The following is a 23,436-nucleotide window of genomic DNA, read 5'->3' as shown; positions in this document are numbered from 1 at the left end:
CATGAAGACAGCCAATCACCCCGACACCGTCCTGATTGTCGATTTCGGCAGCCAGTTTACACAGCTCATCGCCCGCCGCATCCGCGAGGCCGGCGTGTTTTCCGAGATCGTGCCGTTCCAGTCGGCCGAGGCGGCCTTCAAGCGCATCAATCCCAAAGCGGTGATCCTCTCCGGCGGTCCGGCCTCGACTTCCGACATCGGCAGCCCGCGCGCGCCGCAAATCGTCTTCGATGCCGGCGTGCCGGTGCTGGGCATCTGCTACGGCCAGATGACGCTCTGCGTGCAGATGGGCGGTGTCGCCGAAAGCTCCGACCATCGCGAATTCGGCCGCGCCTATGTCGAGATCGAGAAGGACAACCCGCTGTTCGAGGGCCTGTGGGCGCCCGGCCAGCGCCACCAGGTGTGGATGAGCCATGGCGATCGCGTCATCTCCTTGCCCAAGGGCTTCGAGGTGTTCGGCCGGTCGGAAGGCTCGCCCTTCGCCATCTTCGGCAATGTCGAGCGCAAGATGTACGGCATCATGTTCCACCCCGAAGTGGTGCACACGCCGGACGGCGCAAAGCTGCTGCGGAATTTCGTCCACAACATCGCCGGCATCGAAGGCGACTGGACGATGCGGGCCTATCGCGAGCACGCGGTCGAGACGATCCGCAAGCAGGTCGGCAAGGGCAAGGTCATCTGCGCGCTGTCGGGCGGCGTCGATTCCTCGGTCGCGGCACTGCTGATCCACGAGGCGGTCGGCGACCAGCTGACCTGCATCCTCGTCGACCATGGGCTGATGCGCAAGGACGAGGCCGCCGGCGTGGTGGCGATGTTTCGCCAGCACTACAATCTGCCGCTGATCCTGGTCGACGCTTCTGATCGTTTCATCTCGGCGCTGGAAGGCGAGTCCGACCCGGAGAAGAAGCGCAAGACCATCGGCCGGCTGTTCATCGAGGTGTTCGAGGAAGAGGCGCAAAAACTCGGCGGCGCCGATTTCCTGGCCCAGGGCACGCTCTATCCCGACGTCATCGAAAGCGTCTCCTTCACCGGCGGCCCGTCGGTGACCATCAAGTCGCACCACAACGTCGGCGGCCTGCCCGAGCGCATGAACATGCAACTGGTCGAGCCGCTGCGCGAACTGTTCAAGGACGAGGTCAGGGCGCTCGGCAAGGAGCTCGGCCTGCCCGAGAGCTTCATTGGCCGCCATCCCTTTCCCGGCCCCGGTCTCGCCATCCGCTGCCCGGGCGGCATCTCTCGCGACAAGCTGGAGATCCTGCGCGAGGCCGACGCCATCTATCTCGACGAGATCCGCAAGGCCGGCCTCTACGACGCCATCTGGCAGGCCTTTGCCGTGCTCTTGCCGGTGCAGACCGTCGGCGTGATGGGCGACGGCCGCACCTACGAATTCGTCTGCGCCCTGCGCGCCGTGACGTCCGTCGACGGCATGACGGCGGACTTCTACCACTACGACATGGGCTTCCTGGGCGCCGCCGCCACCCGCATCATCAACGAAGTGCGCGGCATCAACCGCGTCGTCTACGACGTGACCTCAAAGCCGCCCGGCACCATCGAGTGGGAGTAGCGGGTAACCGGCGGCAATAGCGTGGCTTGCTAAAGCCGTCCCGCCCCGTTCGTCACCTCACCGACGGCGGCGCTGCAGCGAGATCGCCCGGCTGCCCTTCAGGGCTGTCGCCGACAGGTTCGTTGCCATTCACAAGGGCCACCTGATGAGGCGCTCAAGGAAATGACCGTTCTCAACGGTCGCCTTCAGGAACAGCTTGACGCGCTCCGGACCGCGCCCGGCGTCCCGCTAGGAGAAGCAGTGCCTCCCACGTGGAGTGAACAGCCTTTCAACGGATCCATCTGACGAACCGGACGATGACTTCCTCGGCGATGAGCATGGCCATGACGACGATAATCAGCGGCACCACCCCGTGCAGCATGCCTTCGAAGCGAACCCTATCCCCGAACACAAAGGTAATCGCCTCCAGGATCACGAATTTGGATAGGAACAGCACCACCCATGCGCCGAAGAATCGCATGAACTTCATGAAGGCACCTTGCCTTGCCGCGAAGAACACGGCGACCTGATGCTCAATAGCGATTGTCCCCTTCAGAAGGGCCTGCAACAAGATGGCTGCAAGCAACGACACGCTGAAGGAAGCGACCGTAACGCTGTCCGAAAACTCATCGAACAGGTTTAGCACCACGAGGTCGATCAAGACTCCGAAGATATAGCGGATAATCAACCGCTGACGGTCAGTCGGCATTTCGGCCGTGGCAGGCAGAAATCCGTGGATCTTGTCGGCCATGACACCCCCCTTGAAAATACTCTTCGAAACGTGCCCTAACCGTATGGTGGGCGTCAATAGAGGCACATCGGGCTTACCCGTCCAGCAGAAACCCCCAAGCTCGTCGTGGTCACCGCCTTCGACCGCGACGTCTCCGGTGCGGGATCCCGCGCGGTACCAAATCAGTGCCTCTTCTTACAACCCAACTGTTGGTCCGGGTTGCAAAGGACTGTCGGACGCGTAAGATCCACCTATTGTTGCTGACCGTCAGTCCTGACATAATTTGCTCTCAGTCCGCCACGTCGAAGCCGGCTTTCTTCAGCGACCCGATGACGAATTCGACATCTTGCGAACGGGCCAAACGCATCGAAACTTGCTGGCGCACGTTCTCCACCAGATTCGGTGCATTTTGGACCAGCCAGGCACGCTCGCGATCGGCCTCGATTTTGTTTCCTGCCTCGCCGTAAACCGCAGCAGCAATCAAATGGTAGAGCGGATTCGAAGGAACCGATGATCTCTTGAGCCACATGGCTGCCTGCTGATAGTCGCCGCTGAAATAGGAGCAAAGGGCCAGGTCCACCTCAAAGGTGCGTAGGGCGCCGGGATTTCTTTCACGCGCTTCATTAAGCAACGCGCATCCATCATGCCAATTGCCGGAGAGCGCCAAGCGCTCTCCATATTCGCCCATAAAATTGGTGTCGTTCGGGTTGATGGCCAAGGCCTGTTTGCCAACGCTCAGTGCAGCATCGATTTCCTTGCTGAAATAAAGCCCAAGCATTTCTGCCTGACGTCCGCGGACGTTGAGAGGGTCAGCTTCCACAGCCTTCCTTGCCGCTGCCAAGCCAAGCTCGAGGGCTGCCGCCGACGAGGCTGGATCGGCTGGAATCTCGAACCGGTACTCATCTATGTAAATCAACGAAAGAAGCCCCCAGGCTGTGGCGTAGTCCGGGAAGCGATCCACTGTCTTCTCGAGGCAGCCGCGTACCGATGCTCGCGCTGCTGGTTCGAGGGTGGTCTTGTATTCGTAGAAGGAAAGCGTGCAGGAATAGGCCGCCCAATCGTCGGGAGGATTGTTGACGCGCAGCTTAACATCGGCCTGGAAGATGACGCCGTAAGCCTGAGCCAGGCTGGTCGCCACCTCGCTCGCAATATCGGCCTGGGCCTTGACGAGATCGGCCACTTTCAATCCACCATTGTAACTATCAGACCAGACTATCGAACCGTCGGCCCGGTTGATCAGCCGCATCCGAAGCCAGAATGCGTCCGGAACGAGGTTGACGCTGCCTGCAAGAACAAATCTTGGTGGTGATATATCCCCGCCGTTTGCGGGCGGTTCCATGACCACGATGTCCTTGAATTTGGAAAGCTGGCTGACAATCTCCTGCTTCAATCCGATGGCGATCGCCGACCCGGTCTGAGTGCCGGTCAGATTGTCAAAATTCTCCACAAGCACACGGGGCGTTACCGGCGCGCCCGGCCTGACGGATGTCCACGACCACGCCAGCGCCGCTGCTGCAGCCACGAGAAGGGCCGCACCTACCAAGGCCGGCAACAGCAACGCCACCCGCCGTGCTGGAAAGACGGCTGACTTTTGCGAAACAACCGGCAGCGGGGGCGCTGCTGGCGCAGACGGCGAACGGAGCGAGAAGACAGGAACATAACCCCCCTTTGGAATCGTAATCAGGATTGGGTCTGTTTGTCCCGATGTCAGATAGTAACGCTCGAGCGCACGCCTGAGGTGGCCAGCCTCGATACGGACGATCGGATCGATTTGAGGGTCGAAAGACTCGCCGCGGCCGAACACTTCGATTGCGATCGAATAGGCCTTGATGCGATCGCCACGACCCGACAATACCTCTTCCACCACATGGCTGAGAAAGCGTCGCTCGCGGCCAGTGGCATCGAAGTCAGCACTGTCGATGATAAGTCCAAGTTGGGTGCGGCAAGCCTCAAGGGGCAACTCGTGCTCCCCGACTGCGGACGTTCCCGCCTGGATCACCGTCTCCTCGCCTGAATTTTGCAGCCGCAACTTCTGGTGGCGCGGTTACATGCTTGTCCACGTAACTTACCTCCCGCTGCCCGCTCTTTGCAATACTGTTGCGACAGGTCGATGAATTGGCGTCATGGAAAGAGAAGACAGGTCGCACAACAAAACAAGAGCGGTCTCGGCGGCGGTGCGCCGATTTCCTCAATTCGAGCTGACGGTCCATCGGCTGATGGACCGCAGTGAGACCTTTCGCGACATGTGCGAGGAACTGGCGGATGCAGAGCTGGCGCTTTCCAGGGTCGAGGAGCTGCCGACGGCATTACGCGAGGCGAGACGATCCGAATGGCAGGAACTGGTGGATAGGTTGACTGGCGAGGTTGGAGCAGTGCTGAATGCTGACGTTGCAAGAATCCCCGCGATAGGCCGGATTCGAACAACACCCAAGAAATGATGCCGCCACCGTCAGCGAAATTCTAAAGGGAGCCACGAAAATAATGACCCTCTGTCGTACTGGAACTCGGGCTTGTGCCATTCTTGGGTTGCTCTGCCTTGCCGGTCCCGCAGGCGCCGCCGATGTGGTCTCCCCGGTGACGCCGGAGCTTAAACCCGTAGCAAGCGAGCAAGGTTGGACGTTCTCCGTCGCGCCTTATTTCTGGGCGGCGGGACTGTCTGGAAGCGTGTCGCAGTTCGGTCTTCCCACGGTCGACGTCGACGCGAATTTTGGCGACATCCTGGAGAATCTTGACTTTGCGGCGATGGCGGTCGCGGAGGCGCGCTACGATCGGTACAGCATCTTCGGCGACCTCCAGTATGTAAAGCTGTCGACGGGAAGCGGCACGCCGAGAGGCGTCCTCGCCACCAGTGTCGATCTCACTTCCGAAACGTTTTCAGGGTTGGTCGGAGCGGGGTATTCGATCATCCAGAGTGACGCCGGGCGCCTCGATCTCGTCGCCGCCATGAGGGTTTGGTCGGTCAACACTGATCTCGACTTCCACGGCGGCATCCTTGACGGCGTGTCCCGCAGCGACGGGGCAACCTGGGTCGATGGGCTTGCCGGTGTTCGCGCGACGTATTCACTCACCCCCGAAGTCTATCTGACGGGCTGGGGCATGGTTGGTGCAGGCGGCGCCAATCTCGACTGGGACGTAGCAGCCGCACTGGGATACCGGTTCAACGAACGCTTTTCGGCGGTCGCCGGCTACCGCGCACTCGGGGTCAATTACCGAAACGACGGCTTCGTCTTCGATGTGGTCCAGCAAGGACCGATCATGGGATTGGTCATCCGTTTCTAGCATCCAGACTTGGATGCTGGATCGATGGCCAAACAAAAGGGAGGAAATGACAATGAAGCTCACGATGCGCAACTGTCTCGTCCTGGCCCTGGCTTTGGCAATTTTCGTCGAGGTCGATCCGATCTCCCTGGTAACGACAGGCTCGGTGTCGACTGATGCGAACGCGAAGGTTGGCCGGCCTCTTACGCCAGGAAGCGCAGCAGGTGTCGCACGGCGCACGACACGGCGAACAATCCGCAGGACGAATGTCTACGTGAAAGCGCTTCCCGCCGGCTGCGTTAAAACCACGGTCAACGGAACGGCGGTCTGGCACTGCGGCGCGACCTACTATCAGCGCACGGGCTCCCGGTACGTGGTTGTTCATATCAACTGATAGCAGTTGTTTCGCCGGCGGTATCAAACCCCCGGCGCAGGGGAGGACTTTGCGTGCTGTTGGTAAGCAAGTCGAAAATCGGGCGTAGAAACAGCGTCCTGCTGGCATTGGCGTTGGTTGGCTGGCTGTCAGGCTGCGCGACGCGTCCCACCAACGTGCTGCTGCCGGTGGCCGATACGTCGCCTTCGTCCAGCAAGGTGGAGATGCTGGTAACGACGACCCGCGCTCGCTCTGCCAATCCGGCCGAGATGTACACGGGCGAGCGCGGATTAGCTCCTTCATTTTCAGACATTACGGTGTCGATCCCACCGGCGTCGGTGCGCAAGGTCGGCGAGGTCGCCTGGCCCAAGAAGCTGCCCTCAAACCCGGCAACCGATTTCGCGGTGGTGAAAGCCGAAGAAATGACACGGGAGGGCGCGAAGGCGTGGCTCCGCGCCTCTGTCAGGAAGAGCCCGGACCGCAGCGTGCTGGTCTTCATCCATGGCTTCAACAATCGCTTCGAAGACTCCCTTTATCGCTTTGCGCAGATCGCAAAAGACACGGGCACAAACAGCGCTCCGATCCTGGTCACATGGCCTTCCCGAGGCAGTACGCTGGCCTATGGCTACGATCGCGAAAGCACCAACTACACGCGAAATGCCCTCGAACTGCTGTTCCAGTATCTGGCTCGCGATCCTGAGATAAAGGAGGTCTCGATCCTCGCCCACTCGATGGGCAACTGGCTTGCGCTGGAAGCGTTGCGCCAGATGGCGATACGCAATGGCGGCCTGCCGAAGAAATTCAAGAACGTCATGCTGGCTGCGCCAGACGTCGATGTCGACGTGTTTCGCACGCAGATTGCCGACATGGGCAAACAGCACCCGCAGTTCACCCTGTTTGTCTCGCAGGACGATCGCGCGCTGAGAGTCTCGCGACGGGTCTGGGGCAATATCCCCCGGCTCGGATCGATTGATCCGGAGCAGGCCCCATACAAGGAAGAACTGGCGAGCAACAATGTAACCGTCATCGATCTGACGAAAGTCAAATCCGGGGACCCATTGAATCACGGCAAGTTTGCCTCATCGCCGCAGATCGTGCAGCTGATCGGAACGCGGATGGCCGGCGGCCAGACCCTGACCGATAGCAGGGTTGGCCTTGGCGATACGATCGTGCAGGCCACGACCGGTGCGGCGGCTGCTGCGGGCAGCGCGGCGGGACTGGTGATTGCGGCGCCTGTTGCGGTGGTCGATCAGAACACCAGGGAAAACTACGGCAACGAGGTCGAGGCTTTGACCGGCCCGCAAGGCAGCAAGAAGTGCGCATCCGGCGCACCATCGACGAAGGAGTGCAAGAAGTAATCCCCGAGGAACGCTCTCAAGCGAGCGCTCATGACTTGCGGCCGCGAATGACCAATTTCGCCGACAACAAGAAAACCTGAGTCATCTTGAAACAGAAGCACTAGGGAGGAACACCAGATGAGTGACAAGCAAAAGCAACCCAGCTCGACCGATCATGAAAGCCAGACGGCATTGTCGATGCGACGCCGAGACCTTCTGTTGAGTGGCGTCTCGCTGTTTGCAGCAGCAACCCTGGCGCCAGTTGCGTCAACCAGCCCGGCGCAAGCGCAAGACACCGCGAAAAAGCCGAATATCGTCGTCATCTTCGGCGACGACGTCGGCTACTGGAACATCAGCGCCTATAATCGCGGCATGATGGGCTACCGCACACCGAACATAGACCGGATTGCCAAAGAGGGCGCAATCTTCACAGATCACTACGCCCAGCAATCCTGCACCGCTGGCCGTGCGGCATTCATCACCGGCCAGTCATGCTTCCGTACCGGACTCCTGAAGGTCGGTCTGCCCGGGGCCAAGGAAGGGCTGTCGGAGAAGGATCCGACACTTGCGGAACTGCTCAAGCCGCAGGGCTATGTTACCGGGCAATTCGGCAAGAACCATCTCGGCGATCGAAACGAGCACTTGCCAACCGTTCACGGCTTCGACGAATTCTTCGGAAATCTCTATCACCTCAACGCCGAAGACGAACCGGAGCATCCTGACTACCCGAAGAACCCCGAGTTCAAGGCCAAGTTCGGTCCACGCGGAGTGATGAAATGCAAGGCCAGTGCAACCGACGATCCTACCGAGGATCCGCGCTTCGGACGGGTGGGCAAACAGGAGATCGAGGATACCGGCCCACTGACGAAGAAGCGCATGGAAACCGTGGACGAAGAGTTCCTCGGCAGCGCGCTCAACTTCATCGAGCGATCGAGCCAGGATGGGAAGCCGTTCTTCTGCTGGTTTAACTCGACCCGCACCCACATCTACACCTTTCTCAAGGAGGCCTCGAAGGGCAAGACCGGCTTGGGCATCTATGCGGACGCCATGGTGGAGATGGACGGCATGGTCGGTCAGCTTCTGGGCAAGCTCGATGACCTCGGCATCGCCGACAACACCATCGTCCTTTGGACGACCGACAATGGTGCGGAGGTTTTCTCGTGGCCGGACGGCGGCACCACGCCCTTCAAAGGCGAGAAGAACACGAACTGGGAAGGCGGCTACCGCGTGCCCTGCATGATGCGCTGGCCGGGCGTCATTAAGCCCGGAACCGAAATCAACCACATAACGTCACATGAAGACTTCGTGCCGACGCTGGTCGCCGCCGCAGGCGAACCAAACGTCGTAGAAAAACTGCTGACCGGGTACGATGCCGCCGGCAAGAGCTTCAAAGTGCATCTGGATGGCTACGACCAACGCGACGTGTTGGCCGGCGAAGGCGAAGGCAAGCGCCGGGAATATTTCTACTGGACGGATGACGGCAACCTCGCCGCCTTGCGTTACGAACGCTGGAAGATGGTCTTCCTCGAGCAGCGCGAGGAGGGGCTTGCCGTGTGGGAGAACCCGCTGATTCCGCTGCGGTTCCCGAAGCTCTTCGACATCAAGGGTGACCCGTTCGAACGGGCGCAGACGGACGCCGGGGAATACGACAGATGGCGTGTCGAGCACGCCTTCGCGCTCGTGCCGGCGCAGGCTTATGTCGCCAAACACCTCCAAACCTATGTTGAGTTTCCGCCGCGGCAGAAGCCCGGCAGCTTCTCGCTCGATCAGGTTCTGGCGAAATTGCAGGAGGGTGGCAGAAACTGAGTCTTCGCTCTGAATAGGCCGCGCTCGCACTGTCGGAAGGCGCGGCCTCCAAGCCAACTCGGAAGCAGATCAATGGCAGTCGCGAACAATCCTTCGACCGAGACCATTGCTCAGGGCGACCGGCGTCGAAGCAGGATCGTCTACGTCATAGCCTACAAGGCCCTGTTATATCTGATCCTGCTTCTCGTCCTCTCGGTCGTTGAGGAAGTCATCGTCGGGCTGGTTCACAGGCGAACAAGCGCCGCCTCCCTCGCTGAATTCGGAGGATACAAGCTGCCGCAGACGCTTGTGACAAGCCTGATCATGCTGCTGATATTGATCCCCTACTTGGCGTCCAGGGAACTCAACGTCGCGCTTGGGGAAGGCAGGCTTTGGACGCTGCTGTTCGAACACCGCGACGGACGTCAGTCAGCCGGTTTGGCAGCTACCGCGAGAAAGTCAGGCCCAACGAACCCGAGCGATCACCTTCCCGGTAACCGCTTCTTTGATGATGGCGCTCCCGAGGGGCGCTGACCTAGAGGAGACATCAAGCTATGACCAATCTTGCTTGCGCCGCGAAGCGCTACCTTTTGTCCATCCTCCTGTCATTGGGGGTCGCTGCCTCTGCCACCGCGCAGAACGCCGATCAGCTTCCATCTTGGAATGACGGCCAGGCCAAGCAGTCCATCGTCGCCTTCGTCGAACGCGTGACTGCGGAAGGTTCGGCGGATTTCGTCCCGATCGCCGAACGCATCGCCGTTTTCGACAACGACGGCGCGCTCTGGGCGGAGCAGCCAATGTATTTTCAACTCTTGTTCGCCCTCGACCGCGTGAAGGCGCTGGCGCCGCAGCATCCGGAGTGGAAGGACAAAGAGCCCTTTGCCTCGTTGCTGAAGGGCGACGTGAAAGCCGCGCTCGCTGGCGGCGAACCGGCGATCATGGAAATCGTCATGGCCACGCATTCCGGCATGACCACGGACGAGTTTGATCAGATCGTTCTCGACTGGATGGCGAGCGCCAAGCACCCGAAGACCGGCCGGCCCTACACGGAGATGATTTATCAGCCGATGCTGGAGCTCCTGACCTATCTGCGGGCCAACGGGTTCAAGACCTTCATCGTCTCGGGCGGCGGCATCGATTTCATGCGTCCGTGGACGGAGAAGGTCTATGGCATACCGCCCGAGCAGGTCGTCGGCAGCAGCGGCAAGACCAGTTTCGAAATGCAGGGCGGCATCCCGGTGATCATGCGGCTGCCGGAAATCAACTTCATCGACGACAAGGCCGGCAAGCCCGTCGGCATCCACCAGCATATCGGCCGGCGGCCCATCGCGGCGTTCGGCAATTCCGACGGCGATCTGCAGATGCTGCAGTGGACCTGTTCTGGTTCCGGACCGCACTTCTGTCTCTATGTCCACCACACCGACGCGGAGCGGGAATGGGCCTACGATCGGCAGTCGAGCATCGGCCGCCTCGACAAGGGCCTCGACGCGGCCGCTGATGGCGGTTGGACGGTTGTCGACATGAAGGCAGACTGGGCTAAGGTGTTTTCGTTCGAACCCTGAGTGGCCTCACAGGACATCGCATCAAGAACGACACGATAAAAGCCATGACAAAACTTGCCGACACCGATCTCGCAGGCTCCGCGCCGACCAATTCAGACCACGACCGGATGGCTTGGATTCCCGGCGGCACGTTCCTCATGGGTTCCGACAAGCACTATCCGGAAGAGGCGCCGGCGCACCGAGTGACGGTGGGCGGCTTCTGGATGGACATTTGCACCGTCACCAACCGCGACTTCGCGCGCTTCGTCGAGGAAACCGGATATGTGACGGCGGCCGAGCGCCCGGCGAACCCGGACGATTATCCCGGCTGGCAGCCCGACATGCTTGCGCCTTCGTCTGTGGTGTTCATCAAGGCCAAACAACGGGTCGATCTTCGCGACCACTACAATTGGTGGGTCTATGTGCGCGGCGCCAACTGGCGTCGTCCGCGCGGCCCGGCGAGCTCGATCAAGAAGCTTGCCGACCACCCGGTCGTCCATGTGGCCTACGAGGATGCCGAAGCCTATGCAAAATGGGCCGGCAAGGAACTGCCGACCGAGGCCGAGTGGGAGTTCGCGGCGCGCGGCGGGCTCGATGGTGCCGAGTTCGCCTGGGGCGATGAGTTGACGCCCGGCGGCAAGCATATGGCCAACATATGGCAGGGCGAGTTCCCCTACCGCAACACGCTCGATGACGGGTTCGAATATACAGCGCCGGTCGGTTCGTTCCCCGCCAACGGCTACGGCCTCTACGACATGGCCGGCAATGTCTGGCAATGGACGACCGACTGGTACCAGGAGCATGGCCAGATCGACAGCCCGTGCTGCACGGTGGACAACCCCCGGGGCGCCAAGCGGGAGGACAGTCTCGATCCAAGACAGCCGGCGATCAAGATCCCACGCAAGGTGATGAAGGGTGGGTCGCATCTTTGCGCGCCGAATTACTGCCGGCGCTACCGCCCGGCCGCGCGGATGGCTCAGCCCGTCGACACGTCGACCAGCCACCTTGGTTTCCGTTGCATCGTGCGTTCACCGCCCAGCAAGGATGGGTGAGACTTCTGACGACGGGGCGGATCCTCGGTCCGTGCGCCTGAGAATGGAGGGATACAATGAAGAGAACCGTTCCAGCCTGTCTGTTCGTGCTGTCGACAGCCGTCCTGGCTGGCGCCGGCGCTGCCTTGGCGCAGGACGCCGACGAGTTGTCAAAGCAGCTCGCCAATCCGATTGCCAGCCTCATCAGCGTGCCGATGCAAAGCAATTTCGACTTCGGCGCGGGAGCCGGCGACAACGGTTTTGCCTATACGTTGAACCTGCAGCCGGTCATTCCTATTTCGATCAGCGACGACTGGACCATGATCTCTCGCACGATCCTGCCGATCGCCTATCGCGACTACCTGCCGCCGCCCGATGGCAATACGCTCGGGCTGGGCGACGTCACCCAGAGCCTGTTCTTCTCGCCCAAAGCACCGGGTCCCAGCGGCATCGTCTGGGGCGTCGGCCCGGTCTTCCTCATCCCGACGGCCACCGACGACTTCCTCGGCGCCGGCCAGTTCGGCATCGGTCCGACCGCCGTTCTTCTCAAGCAGGCCGGGCCTTGGACCGTCGGCGTACTCGGCAACCACATTTGGTCCGTGGCCGGCGACGACGATCGCCCGGACGTCAACGCGACATTCCTGCAGCCCTTCCTCTCTTACAGCCTGGGCAAAGGACGTTCGATCGGACTGAACACCGAGGCGAGCTACGACTGGACCGCTGACCAGTGGACCGTGCCCATCAATCTGAGCGCCTCGCAGGTCTTCAAGATCGGCAACCAGCCGATGAGCTTCTCAATCGGCGGCAAATATTACGCGGTCGCGCCAGCCGGCGGACCTGAATGGGGTGTGCGCACGACGCTCACCTTCCTCTTCCCGAAGAAGTAAGACGGCCAACACCATCACCCAATCGGGCTTGTTGGCGATCGACAAGGTCAACAGATGAACGCGACACGAAAGCTATTCCTGGTCGTAATTGCGGCGGTCGAAGCGGCGACAGGTCTCGGTCTTCTTTTGCTGCCTTCCGTCCCATTTGCTCTCCTGTTGGGATTGGAAAGCGGCACGGTTGAAACAATTTTTGTCGGTCGCATTGCGGGCGCGGCGCTGCTTGCCATAGGTATCGCAAGCTGGATCGCGAGGCAGGACGAGTTAAATCCTTCACTATTCGGATTGCTCGTCGGCATTCTGATTTACAACACCGGCGTAGCAATTCTCCTCGTGTACGCGGGGACAGTCCTGAAGATGACCGGTGTCATGCTTTGGCCCACGGTTGCGTTTCACGCAGTTCTCGCCGTCTGGGGTGGTCTGCTTCTACGTGGCATCCCAAGCGAACTTCGCTGAAAAACCGGTGGCAACCGGCGGGGGCTGATCCTTGGAACGTAGGACAACGTCACGTCGGCTCGTGGCACGTCGCATTTGACCACCGCGGTCAACGTTGCTCAACGATGGTGCTGTGCTCCTCTGAAGGGCTATAAAAGTACAACTGCGAAGTCTGCTCGCTGAAGGCGAAGTGCAGTCCGACGCGCCGGTCCGCAAGATCCCGCGCTCGCCCGCGCACATTTACGAGTTTCGCGCCCCGTACGGAAGCGGCTCTGTAGCGCGATTACATGCTTGCCCCACGTAACTTACATTCCAACCCCGGCTCCTTGGGGCGTACTATCCACGATTGAAGAGGCAAACATAGGCGCCGTCGTATCAATGCGGCATCTGACAATGCCCGCCTGGGAGTTGTCATGCGAGACGCTGCCGTAGGCGGGTCGGAGGAAAGCGGATGACGTTGCTCAGGGAGCCTCTGCTGCATTTCGCCGTCGCCGGCGCAATCGTGTTTGGCGGCTATTCCTGGCTTAACGACAGGCATGTCGAAGCCACAACCGCCGAGCCGGTCCGGATCGGCGAAGGCGACGTGCGCTGGCTCAAACAGACCTGGTCGAGCCAATGGCTGCGCGAGCCAACCGCCGGTGAGCTCAAGGGTCTTGTCGACGATCTGCTGAACGAGAAAGTGATGGCGCGCGAAGCGCAGGAGATGGGCCTGGAGCAGGACGACACCATCATCCGCCGCCGCCTGGCGCAAAAGCTCAAATTCCTTGTCGAGGACACGGCCCGGCTTGCCGAGCCGACCGAAGCGGAGCTGCGGCAGTTCTATGCCGCAAAGCCAGCACATTTCGAGACGCCCGGAAAACTTTCGTTCCGGCAGATCTACTTCAACCCGGAGCATCGCAAGGACGCGGCGGCTGACGCGACCGATGCGCTGGGTGCGCTGTCAGCGAATATCGAGGTCGACTCGACCGAGGGCGACCGGCTGCTGTTCGGCGACAGCTTCGCTGATACCGACGAGCTGGCGCTGTCGGGAATGTTCGGTGCCGATTTTGCGCGCCAGGTGTTTGCGCTTGAACCGAACGGATGGCGCGGTCCGGTGAAATCCGGCTATGGCCTTCATCTTGTGCTCGTCACGCAGCGCACGGCGGCCGCGCCGAAGCCCTTCGAGACGGTCAGGGATGCGGTCCTTGCTGAGTGGCGCTCTGCGAAGCAGACCGAGTTCAGCCGGGAGTATCTGATCGCGCTGCGCAACAAGTATGGCGTCAAGTTGGGCGACAGTACGAAAGCGGCGCTGGGGCCAGGGGCCGCACCGAAAGTGGCAGCACAATGAACCCGTTGACCAAATGGTCTGCAGTCGCCCGAGGTGCCCGCGCCGCGATGGAGTGCGTTCGGCTGGTCGTGCTGGCAGTGGCCGTCGCCATGCTGTTCCCGCTAATTGCCACCGCACATGAGGTGCGTCCCGCCTATCTCAGCCTCCAGGAAGAGGCGCCCAATGAATTCAGCGTACTGCTCAAGACGCCGATGCAGGGCGACGCGCGGCTTGCGCTGTCGGCCTTGTTTTCCGGCAAGATCGAGAATGTGACGCCCACCATCTCGCGCCCGACTGGGGATGCTATGGTGCAGACTTGGCGCATGCGCACCCTGGAGCCGCTCGCAGGCCAGAACGTCGTGATCGACGGCTTGCAGAACACCATGACCGACGCGCTGGTCCACGTGGCGTTCGCGAACGGCAACAGCTGGACGGCGCGTCTCACCCCCAGCGAACCGTCGGCAATCATCCCGGCCTCGCAGAGCGCCTGGGCGGTGTTCGTCACCTACGTGCGTCATGGCATCGAGCATATTGCCTTCGGCTTCGACCACCTGCTGTTCGTTGCGGCGCTGATGCTAATTGTGCGCGACTGGCGCAAGCTGGTGAAAGCCATCACCGCCTTCACTGCAGCGCATTCGATCACCCTGAGCTGTGCGACGCTGGGATGGCTGACGCTGCCATCTCGGCCGGTGGAGGCGATGATCGCCATCAGCATCGTCATGGTTGCGGCGGAAGTCGTGCGCATGCAACGCGGGCAGCTCAGCCTGGCTATCGTTCGGCCGTGGATCGTCGCCTTCGCCTTCGGCCTGCTACATGGCTTTGGCTTTGCCGGCGCGCTTGTCGAACTTGGCCTGCCGCACAGCAACATCCCGCTGGCGCTGCTGGCCTTCAACGTCGGCGTCGAGCTCGGGCAGCTTGCCTTCATCGCCGTCCTGCTGACCGCAATCTACGCAGTGGGGCGCGTCTTCGCCATTCCCCGGCAGTCGATTGTCGCCTCGGCTTACGCCATCGGGATTGTCGCAGCATTCTGGAGCGTCCAGCGGTTGGACGCGATGTTCATGTAAGGAGGAGCAAATGGGATCACGCACGAAACTGCCGGGCGGGCGCCTCCTGATGAGCCGGAAACTAGCACGCGCCACCACTGTGGCGCTTGCCGCGTCTTTGATGGCCGCTGCTCCGGCATCCGAAGGACGCGCTTGCGGCTATGATAGTCCGCAAACGGTTTCGCGTGGTTTTCTGAATTGGATCTATCCGGATTCACTTTATGTCATCGGCGCGATATCGAGGGAGGTGGCGGCGGGACGGCTGCCGCTGGCGAACTTCGACCAGACCGGACAAGATCTGTTCGGACACAGATTTAAGCTGACGGCGACGGCGCTGGAGCAATTCGGCGACATGCTCCGGGTGGCATCGCCGGCGCCCCCCCAGCCTTCGGTATCCCTGGTTGTCGTCGAGCCGATGTTGTGGACACGCTTCGATCAGGGTCGCGACGGCCTGCGTACGACGGTTCACGTCTCGGGGGCCCAGCCCGGGGATTTGGTCCTCGTCTCCGGCGAAGCCGTAATAACTGAAATCGTGGCGCGGCGGCTGACCTTCGGCCAAGCCGTCGCGCGCAGCGTGGTGCGTCTCTACGGGCCGGCGCCGCAGATCGCCCAGTTCCTGCGTAGCTACTCCGACGTCGGTGCAAGCGACGCTGCTCTCTCGCTGGCAAGTGGGGCGGCCGGTTCAATCGATTTCGCTTCGATGCAGTCGCACCCGGTCGGAACTACACCCGCCGAGCTCGCTTGCACACCTGACCACACCGAAATTTCATTCCATAAGGGAGAAAGACCATGATCCGGAAACCTCTGACGATCACAAGTCTTGTATTGCTTACCGTCTGCGCAGGCGCGGTGGCGCGGGCACAGGATGCCGGCACCTATACCGTCGAGGAAGCGGGGCAAGCCATCAAGGCCCGGCCCTACTCACCTTATGCCGGACGCAATTTTCCGACGCGGCCGCTGTTTGGCGACACGCATTTGCACACGGCCCTGTCCTTCGACGCCGGGGCGGCCGGCGCCAGGCTCGGGCCGCGTGAGGCCTACAAATTCGCGCAGGGCGAAGAGGTCATTTCGTCCACTGGGCAGCCGGTCAGGCTGTCGCGCCCGCTCGATTTCCTGGTGGTGACCGATCATTCCGACAATATGGGGTTCTTCGGCGATTTCCTGGCCGGAAAACCTGAAATCCTCCAGAACCCACAAGCCCGCGAGTGGTACGACATGATGCAGTCGGGCAAGGCCGGCGAGGCTGCCATGTCCATCGTCACCACGTTTGCTCAGGGAAAATTCCCGCCGGAAATTATGTACCAACCGGGGAACCCGGCTTATCGGTCGACATGGCAAAGCATCATCAATGCAGCCGAAGAGGCAAATGTCCCCGGGCGGTTCACCGCGGTCATCGGCTATGAGTGGACGTCGCTCGCCAAGGGCAACAACCTGCACCGCAACGTTATCTTCCGCGACAATGGCGACAAGGCCGCCATGGTCGAGCCCTATACGACGCAGCCGCCCATAGGCAGCAACAATCCGCGCGACCTGTGGAAGTGGCTGCAGAACTATGAGGACAAGACCGGCGGCGAGGTGCTGGCGATCGCCCATAACGGCAATCTGAGCAACGGCACGATGTTCCCGATCATCGAATCGTTCACCGGCAAGGAGATCGATCGCGAATATGCCGAGCAGCGCGCTCGTTGGGAGGTGCTTTACGAGACCACCCAGATGAAGGGCGACGGTGAGAGCCACCCCTTTCTTTCTCCCAATGACGAGTTCGCCAATTTCGAGAAATGGGACAAGGCTAATCTTGACCTCACGCAGAAGAAGACGCCGGACATGCTGGAGTTCGAGTATACGCGCTCGGCGCTCAAGAACGGGCTGAAGCTGGAAGCCAAGCTGGGGGTCAATCCTTACAAGTTCGGCCTGGTCGGCAGTACGGATTCTCACACGGGCCTCTCCACAGCCGACGATGACAACTTCTTCGGTAAGGTCTCGTCGGTCGAGCCGAACCCGGAGCGTACGTCGCATCCCTTTATGTCGAATGCCAAGCTCGGGCTGAAGATCATGGATTGGCAGATGACCGCGTCGGGTTACGCGGCGGTCTGGGCGCAGGAGAATACGCGCGCCTCGATCTTCGACGCCATGAAGCGGCGCGAAACCTATGCCACGACCGGGCCGCGTATGGCGGTCCGCTTCTTCGGCGGCTTCGATTTCGTCGAAGCCGACGCCAATACCCGCAGCCCGGCGATCGCCGGCTACACGAAGGGTGTGCCGATGGGCGGCGACCTCAGCCAGGCGCCCGCGGGCAAGGTGCCGACCTTCCTGGTCGCCGCGCTGAAGGATCCGATCGGCGCCAATCTCGACCGCTATCAGATCGTCAAAGGGTGGCTGGACGCCGCCGGCGAGGTGCATGAACAGGTCTATGATGTCGCCTGGTCTGGCGACCGCAAGCCGGGCACCGACGGCAAGCTGCCGCCGGTTGGCGACACGGTCGACGTGGCCAATGCCACATGGACCAACACGATCGGAGCGCCAGAGCTTAGCGCCGTATGGAAGGACCCCGATTTCGACCCGTCCCAGCGGGCCTTCTACTATGGCCGCGTCATTGAGATCCCGACGCCGCGCTGGCCGGCCTATGATGCGAAATACTTTGGCATCAAGATGTCGCCGGATGTGACCATGACGACGCAGGAACGAGCCTATACATCGCCGATCTGGTATACGCCGGGCGGCTAAGGAAACGCTGTTGATTACTTAGGCTGATATCGAGGCAGGCGGATCGCGCGCCGTCTGCCAACGACACTGGTTCAGAGCCTTGTCGGCGGCGCCAACGAATTCGGCGCGGCGAGCTTCGCTATGATCTTGTCTGGCCGCTGCAACTCCTCCAAGGGCGCCACGCAGTGAAGAACAACAACATCCGCTACGTCCTATTGATGGTCGTCGAGACTGCTGCGGTGACGTTCTTGTATTTGACGATTTTCCCGATTTTCCGGCAAGTGATCACGGACTTGGGAAGACCACAGGATATCAGCGCTTATCAGCAGGCTGCGGTGGCTTGTGGGGCGCTGGTTCTGCAAGCTTGCTACTGGGTCAGGTTTTGCTGGGTTGCGGTCCCCGCACCGTTTCGCAATGCCTTGGTGAGGCACCTGTTCCTGTTTGCCAGCCGGGTCAGTTTCTTCTTTGGCGGCGCTTTGTTTTCGGTCTTCTTTTTCCGCCACGTACCGGAACTCGATCAATTCCCTTCTTTCGTTCAGGGAGCAGCCAAACTGTTGGAAGTCCTGTTGGTTCTGTTCAGTCTGTTTTGCTATTCGCTCGAAATAGAACGGTTGGGCAGGGCAAGAGAAGACCATTCCTCGGCACCCGGCCGCAGCAGATAATTCAGGCTGGCCAATCCAGTTCGTTACAAGGTGCCGATGGTAGGCGGCCTTGCCTGCCCGTCAAATGTTCCGGAGCGGCTTCAGATAATTTGCAGGCGCCTGGAACAATTTTGGATCGAAGACGTTCGGCGTAGTTAATGACGACGTTTCGCATACGGTAAACATTGCCACCAGCGAGGACGCGATCATGAAATTCCAGTCAGGCATAGCGACCGCCCTGGTCGCAACTTTTGCACTTGCGAGCCCTGTTCCAGTTGATGCCGCGCCGATCTTCGTGCCCAGGGCACAGGGCGCGCAGTCCGATATCATCCAGGTTCGGGATGGCTGGTACAGGGGTTATCGCGGCTCCCGCCACTATCGTCGGGGATACCACCGACATAACGACTTTTGGTTCCCCGCCGGCGCATTTGTCGCCGGAGCGCTGCTCGGCGGCGCGATCGCCAACAACAACGGCTACTACGGCGGGTATTACCGAAGCGGCGTCTACGGCGGCGATCCGTACTACGGCGGATCCTATTACGGCGATCCCTATTACCGCGCCCCGTATTACGCCGACTCATATTACGCCGACCCGTATTACCGGGCCCCGTATTACGGGAACCGTTATTACGGCAACCGACACTACGGCTACCACTCAAACAGATCCTATCGCCCATGCTCGCCCAGGGAAGCCGATTCCGGTAATTGTTACTAGCGTTCGTCGTCGTGGGCTGGGCGCCCTTGGACCGATTTTCTAAGTGGTCGACACAACTCCGATGCGAGCCCAGCCCGCAGGGCTATCCCTATTCCCGAGAAGATTCGACCTTCCTTCGGACGGCCAAAAAAATACCCTGCCCTCCACGTAACTTACGTTCCGCTGCCGGCTCGGTCCGGTAGGCTCGGGGACAATACGAACCAATCAACGGGATAGAACGCCGGCTGGCAGACAAGGCGGTCCTGGCGGCGTTGCGCCGGTTCCGCAGTTTGCCGTCATGATGATGGTTGGTTTCACAAGGCTGGTGCTTGCCGTGGCAGATCGAGAGTCCTCTCGTTGCCGCCACGGTTCTTTTCAGTCCCGACGCAGGGGGGAGAAAATGGACAGTCGATTTCGTCAGCATCTGCTGAAAGTGTCGCTGGCCGCATTGACGATGCTGGCGGTACATAGCCGGTCCCATGCGGCGGATCTCCTCATCGGAATGCCGAACTGGCCGTCGGGCCAGGCGGCGGCCAACATCATCAAATACGGCATCAAACAGCAACTCGACCTCGACGCCGACGTGCGCGAGATGGGCGGCATGACGGCATTCGCCGGAATGGATACCGGGGAGGTCGACGTCTATCCGGAAGTCTGGCTTCCCAATCTCGATTCACTCGTCAAGAAATACGTCGACGGGCGCAAGACCGTGGACCTCAGCCCCAAGGGTGTGTCGGCCACGCAGCGCATCTGCGTCACGCGCGAGACGGCTGACAAATATGGCGTCAAGGACATCTCAGATCTGGCCGATCCGAAAAAAGCAGCCGCGTTCGATACCGACGGCGATGGCAAGGGCGAAATGTGGATCGGTGCGCTGGGCTGGTCCTCGACGAGCATCGAGAAGATCCGGGCCAAGAGCTACGGTTATGAAAAAACGATGACGCTCCTGCAAATGCCGGAAGAGATGGCAATGGCTGGGGTCGATGCGGCCGCGGCCACCGGGCAACCGATGGTATTCTACTGCTACAGTCCGCACCACATGTTCAAGCTCCATGATATCGTCGAATTGACCGAGCCGAAATACGATCCCGCCAAGTGGCACATCGTGATGCCAAGCGACGACCCTGACTGGCTTACGAAATCGGAGGCGCCGGTGGCTTGGGACGCATCGCATTTCTACATCGGCTTTGCGTCCTCGACGGCGAAGCGCCTGCCGAAAGTGGCGGCCTTCCTCTCCCATATCGACTTCACTCCAGAGGAGGTCACCGAGATGAGCTACGCATTGCAGGTCGACCGGCAGGATCCCGCCAAGTACGCACAGGACTGGGTTGCAAAGCATCAAGACCGGCTGAACGCCTGGTCGAAATAGGGACGGGGACGAACATGACCCTTTCGCTCGCAGACCGGTCCGGCACTCCGAAAAGCAATGATCGAAGAATGGCTGGTCGCCGCCTGGTTCTTGGCGCAGCGCTTGTCATGACCGCGATCGGCGCGACATTGGCGTATGCCGCTCAGACGCAGGTGTTCGATCCGCAGACCCATAAGTGGGTCGATTACGACAAGAAGAAAGCGCGAAAATACTACGCCGCCCACAAGGAGGTGCCTGAGGCATTTCGTCCGCAGATGGTCAAGTTCCGCACCGCCGAGGTGCCCGGCACGATCATCATCGATGGCAACAAGCATTTTCTCTATCTTGTGCAGTCGGGTCAGCAGGCCATGCGCTACGGCATCGGCGTCGGCCGGGAAGGCTTTGGCTGGGCCGGCATCGTGCGCGTCGGACGCATGGCGGAATGGCCGACCTGGACGCCTCCGGCCGAAATGGTCGCCCGTGATCCGAACGCAGCCAAACATGCGGCAGGCATGCCTGGAGGGCCCGACAATCCGCTCGGCGCCAGAGCGCTTTATCTCTATGAGGGCGATCAGGACACGATCTACCGGATACACGGCACGCCGGAGCCCTGGACGATCGGGCTCGACGTGTCGTCAGGGTGTATCCGGATGAGGAACGACGACATCACCGACTTCGCTTCCCGCGTGAAGGTTGGGGCCAAGGTCATCGTTCTCATGCAGGGGGCGGCCCTTTACAAGGGCGTTTGAAGCGGCATTCGGAGGGACAAGCAATGTCGGCAAAACGTGCAGTGAGAAGTTCGATCCTGGTCGTAGCGCTTGGATCCATGGCGCAGACCTTGAGCGCTTGCGTCAGCGCGCCGCCGCCGGCTCCGGAGCAGATGTCGAGGACCCAGGTCGAGACGGCTCCGGCGGATCTTCAGCTTCTTTGCGCCAACGCGGTCGCCAAGGCGAGCGGCGTCGACAGCGCCAAGATCCTTCCGGTTTCCTCGAGCAAGATCGATTCCAAGACCTATCAGGTCGAGCTCGATGCCGGCGGCAAGAAGACAAGCTGCCTTGTGGATACCGACGGCGCCGTCAAATCGGTTGAGCCTGTCTGATCCGCTCCGGTCGGAGTCTTGAGCGGTCGCTCCGACGATGGGGAATTGGCGACAATACATGACCGGCCAGCGAGGCACAGATAATGCCCCTGAACGCGCCTAGTTCCGATCACGCGCATCCGCGCTCGACCTTGATCGACGCCGTACTTCAAATCGGACTGTTGGCCCTGCTGGTCTACGCCTGCGGCCGGATCATATTGCCTTTTGCCGGCATTTTGCTCTGGTCGGTGATCCTGGCGGTGATGCTGAATCCGCTGCACCTGCGCCTGGCCGTCCGGCTTGGCAATCGGTGGTCGGCGCTGCTGATCGGGTTGGTCAGCGTTGTGCTGATGCTGGTGCCGTTGGTCACAGTGGTGACGTCGCTTGGGTCGTCCATATTTTCGCTTGTCTCGGGTTTGCAGAACCACAGCCTGACCGTGCCTCCGCCGCCGCCATGGCTGGCGGATCTCCCACTGGTCGGCCAGAAACTGACCGAGACCTGGGCGCTCGTCGCCACCAACATGCCGGCCGCACTTGCCAAATACGGCCAGATGTTGAGCGGGCCTGCGGCATCGCTGATGTCGTTCGCCGGCGGCCTCGCCGCCGGTGAACTATCGTTTGTTCTTTCGTTCGCGATCGCCGCGGTGCTCATCGCCTACGGCAAGGGTGCCGCGGAATTCGCGAGGCGCCTGTTGGAACGTGTCACAGGCAGCACGGCGCGCGGAGCACACCTGGTTACGCTGACCGCCGCCACGATCCGTGGCGTGGCAGTAGGCGTCGTCGGCGTGGCGGTGATCCAGGCGCTGCTCGTCGGCATCGGCTTCTTCGCCATTGGTCTTCCGGCAGCCGGACTTTTGACGCTCGCAACGCTTTTGCTGGCCATAGTGCAGGTACCGGCGGTGCTGCTGACCCTGCCTGTTATCGTCTATGTCTTTTCGACGGAGGCAACCACACCGGCGATCATCTTTGCGGTCTGGACCCTGTTCGCCGGGCTCAGCGACAATATCCTCAAGCCATTGATGCTCGGCCGCGGACTGGAAGCGCCGATGCCGGTAATTCTGATTGGTGTCATCGGCGGCATGCTTGTCGACGGCCTGCTCGGTCTGTTTGTGGGCCCTGTGCTCCTGGCCGTCGGCTATGTGCTGCTCAATGAATGGCTGCGCCAGCCCTCGGTCGAAGGCGGGCCACAGATTGAAGGTCCAGCGCCGTGATTGCGGTTCTTGTGCTCGGCTTGCTGGCGATGTCGGTATGCCTTGCATTCCAGGCGCTGGCATCGGTGCTCGCCGCACGCTACTTCGCCAGGGCCACCAAACAACCGCTGGGTCCCAAGCCGTGGCGGTCGATCTTCCTGCAATTCTCGATACTGATGATCGTGCTCATGATCGGCAACATCGTCCAGGTCGCGTTCTGGGCGCTGCTCTACAGGTCGCTAGGTGCTTTTGAGGACTTTGAGACGGCGGTGTATTTTTCGGGCGTCACCTTCACCTCGCTTGGTTATGGCGACGTGGTTCTCAGCGGCCGCATGCGGCTGCTTGCGCCACTTCAGGCCGCCAATGGGCTGATGATGTTTGGCGTTACAACAGCTCTCTTCATCGCTGCTGTCCAGCATGCCACCGCGAAGTGGTCCGCGGCGCATCCGGCCCGCGCGCGGGATGCAGGTTGAAGCTCTTCATGCCGAGGGCGCGCTTCCGCGGCAAAGCGAGATC

General features: G+C 60.9%; 24 protein-coding genes. 22 read left to right on the top strand and 2 right to left on the bottom strand.

Translation table 11 applies throughout. The features are described 5' to 3' along the window. The first annotated feature begins 1 nt into the window (after position 1). Positions 2 to 1,564 (top strand): glutamine-hydrolyzing GMP synthase, encoded by a 1,563-nt coding sequence (gene guaA / locus DH08_RS13640; RefSeq protein ID WP_192179789.1) that lies wholly within the window; start codon positions 2 to 4, stop codon positions 1,562 to 1,564. A 268-nt stretch (positions 1,565 to 1,832) separates the two neighbouring features. Here guaA and DH08_RS13635 read toward each other — a convergent pair whose 3' ends face one another. Both DH08_RS13635 and DH08_RS13630 read right to left on the bottom strand, forming a co-directional pair. Beyond that, positions 1,833 to 2,294 carry a hypothetical protein gene (locus DH08_RS13635; RefSeq protein ID WP_192179788.1) on the bottom strand — a complete coding sequence of 154 codons (462 nt, stop codon included), beginning with the start codon at positions 2,292 to 2,294 and terminating at the stop codon, positions 1,833 to 1,835. A gap of 268 nt (positions 2,295 to 2,562) precedes the next feature. After that, positions 2,563 to 4,272, bottom strand: a complete 1,710-nt coding sequence (locus DH08_RS13630) for a hypothetical protein (protein WP_192179787.1) — start codon at positions 4,270 to 4,272, stop codon at positions 2,563 to 2,565. A gap of 124 nt (positions 4,273 to 4,396) precedes the next feature. Between DH08_RS13630 and DH08_RS13625 the strand changes: the two genes are divergently transcribed. From DH08_RS13625 to DH08_RS13525, 21 genes are all read left to right on the top strand, one after another. Then, positions 4,397 to 4,711 (top strand): hypothetical protein, encoded by a 315-nt coding sequence (locus DH08_RS13625; protein ID WP_192179786.1) that lies wholly within the window; start codon positions 4,397 to 4,399, stop codon positions 4,709 to 4,711. Positions 4,712 to 4,754: 43 nt separating this feature from the next. After that, complete coding sequence (locus DH08_RS13620) at positions 4,755 to 5,552, top strand: hypothetical protein (protein ID WP_192179785.1); 798 nt, start codon at positions 4,755 to 4,757, stop codon at positions 5,550 to 5,552. 46 nt (positions 5,553 to 5,598) lie between these two features. Next, positions 5,599 to 5,925 (top strand): hypothetical protein, encoded by a 327-nt coding sequence (locus DH08_RS13615; RefSeq protein WP_428338303.1) that lies wholly within the window; start codon positions 5,599 to 5,601, stop codon positions 5,923 to 5,925. Between the two features lie 101 nt (positions 5,926 to 6,026). Further along, entirely contained in the window at positions 6,027 to 7,262 is a 1,236-nt protein-coding gene (locus DH08_RS13610; RefSeq protein ID WP_428338304.1) for an alpha/beta hydrolase, read from the top strand. A 177-nt stretch (positions 7,263 to 7,439) separates the two neighbouring features. Further along, positions 7,440 to 9,047 (top strand): arylsulfatase, encoded by a 1,608-nt coding sequence (locus DH08_RS13605; protein WP_192179876.1) that lies wholly within the window; start codon positions 7,440 to 7,442, stop codon positions 9,045 to 9,047. Positions 9,048 to 9,119: 72 nt separating this feature from the next. Next, positions 9,120 to 9,560 carry a hypothetical protein gene (locus tag DH08_RS13600; protein WP_192179880.1) on the top strand — a complete coding sequence of 147 codons (441 nt, stop codon included), beginning with the start codon at positions 9,120 to 9,122 and terminating at the stop codon, positions 9,558 to 9,560. Positions 9,561 to 9,580: 20 nt separating this feature from the next. Further along, a complete protein-coding gene (locus tag DH08_RS13595; protein ID WP_192179782.1) occupies positions 9,581 to 10,588 on the top strand; it encodes an HAD family hydrolase in 1,008 nt (335 codons plus the stop codon). A 107-nt stretch (positions 10,589 to 10,695) separates the two neighbouring features. Next, complete coding sequence (locus DH08_RS13590; protein ID WP_246800832.1) at positions 10,696 to 11,619, top strand: formylglycine-generating enzyme family protein; 924 nt, start codon at positions 10,696 to 10,698, stop codon at positions 11,617 to 11,619. A gap of 56 nt (positions 11,620 to 11,675) precedes the next feature. Continuing rightward, on the top strand, positions 11,676 to 12,485 hold the full coding sequence (locus tag DH08_RS13585; RefSeq protein ID WP_192179780.1) for a transporter: 810 nt from the start codon (positions 11,676 to 11,678) through the stop codon (positions 12,483 to 12,485). Between the two features lie 54 nt (positions 12,486 to 12,539). After that, positions 12,540 to 12,938, top strand: a complete 399-nt coding sequence (locus tag DH08_RS13580; RefSeq protein WP_192179779.1) for a hypothetical protein — start codon at positions 12,540 to 12,542, stop codon at positions 12,936 to 12,938. A gap of 430 nt (positions 12,939 to 13,368) precedes the next feature. Next, on the top strand, positions 13,369 to 14,244 hold the full coding sequence (locus DH08_RS13575; RefSeq protein ID WP_192179778.1) for a peptidyl-prolyl cis-trans isomerase: 876 nt from the start codon (positions 13,369 to 13,371) through the stop codon (positions 14,242 to 14,244). Between the two features lie 47 nt (positions 14,245 to 14,291). Next, positions 14,292 to 15,287, top strand: a complete 996-nt coding sequence (locus DH08_RS13570) for a HupE/UreJ family protein (RefSeq protein ID WP_192179875.1) — start codon at positions 14,292 to 14,294, stop codon at positions 15,285 to 15,287. Positions 15,288 to 15,297: 10 nt separating this feature from the next. Then, positions 15,298 to 16,059, top strand: a complete 762-nt coding sequence (locus tag DH08_RS13565; RefSeq protein WP_192179777.1) for a hypothetical protein — start codon at positions 15,298 to 15,300, stop codon at positions 16,057 to 16,059. Continuing rightward, the gene (locus DH08_RS13560; RefSeq protein WP_192179776.1) at positions 16,056 to 17,990 is read left to right on the top strand and encodes a DUF3604 domain-containing protein; all 1,935 of its coding nucleotides are present in this window, start codon (positions 16,056 to 16,058) and stop codon (positions 17,988 to 17,990) included. The genes DH08_RS13565 and DH08_RS13560 overlap by 4 nt, the downstream gene beginning before the upstream one ends. 164 nt (positions 17,991 to 18,154) lie before the next feature. Continuing rightward, on the top strand, positions 18,155 to 18,631 hold the full coding sequence (locus DH08_RS13555; protein WP_192179775.1) for a mitochondrial pyruvate carrier family protein: 477 nt from the start codon (positions 18,155 to 18,157) through the stop codon (positions 18,629 to 18,631). 187 nt (positions 18,632 to 18,818) lie between these two features. Beyond that, the gene (locus DH08_RS13550) at positions 18,819 to 19,325 is read left to right on the top strand and encodes a BA14K family protein (protein ID WP_192179774.1); all 507 of its coding nucleotides are present in this window, start codon (positions 18,819 to 18,821) and stop codon (positions 19,323 to 19,325) included. 379 nt (positions 19,326 to 19,704) lie between these two features. Then, positions 19,705 to 20,673: an ABC transporter substrate-binding protein gene (locus DH08_RS13545; RefSeq protein ID WP_192179874.1), complete on the top strand. Its 969-nt coding sequence runs from the start codon at positions 19,705 to 19,707 to the stop codon at positions 20,671 to 20,673. A 68-nt stretch (positions 20,674 to 20,741) separates the two neighbouring features. Further along, complete coding sequence (locus DH08_RS13540; protein ID WP_246800823.1) at positions 20,742 to 21,401, top strand: L,D-transpeptidase; 660 nt, start codon at positions 20,742 to 20,744, stop codon at positions 21,399 to 21,401. A 23-nt stretch (positions 21,402 to 21,424) separates the two neighbouring features. Continuing rightward, entirely contained in the window at positions 21,425 to 21,751 is a 327-nt protein-coding gene (locus tag DH08_RS13535) for a hypothetical protein (protein ID WP_192179772.1), read from the top strand. An 83-nt stretch (positions 21,752 to 21,834) separates the two neighbouring features. Further along, positions 21,835 to 22,941 carry an AI-2E family transporter gene (locus tag DH08_RS13530; RefSeq protein WP_192179771.1) on the top strand — a complete coding sequence of 369 codons (1,107 nt, stop codon included), beginning with the start codon at positions 21,835 to 21,837 and terminating at the stop codon, positions 22,939 to 22,941. Continuing rightward, complete coding sequence (locus tag DH08_RS13525; RefSeq protein WP_192179770.1) at positions 22,938 to 23,393, top strand: ion channel; 456 nt, start codon at positions 22,938 to 22,940, stop codon at positions 23,391 to 23,393. Before DH08_RS13530 ends, DH08_RS13525 begins: the two co-directional genes overlap by 4 nt. The last annotated feature ends 43 nt before the right edge of the window (positions 23,394 to 23,436 follow it).

The organism is Mesorhizobium amorphae (assembly GCF_014843845.1).
GTDB classification, from domain to species: Bacteria; Pseudomonadota; Alphaproteobacteria; order Rhizobiales; family Rhizobiaceae; genus Mesorhizobium; species Mesorhizobium amorphae_A.
The sequence above is the reverse complement of the archived record's forward strand: the minus strand, read 5'-3'. Positions and strand labels throughout refer to the sequence as shown.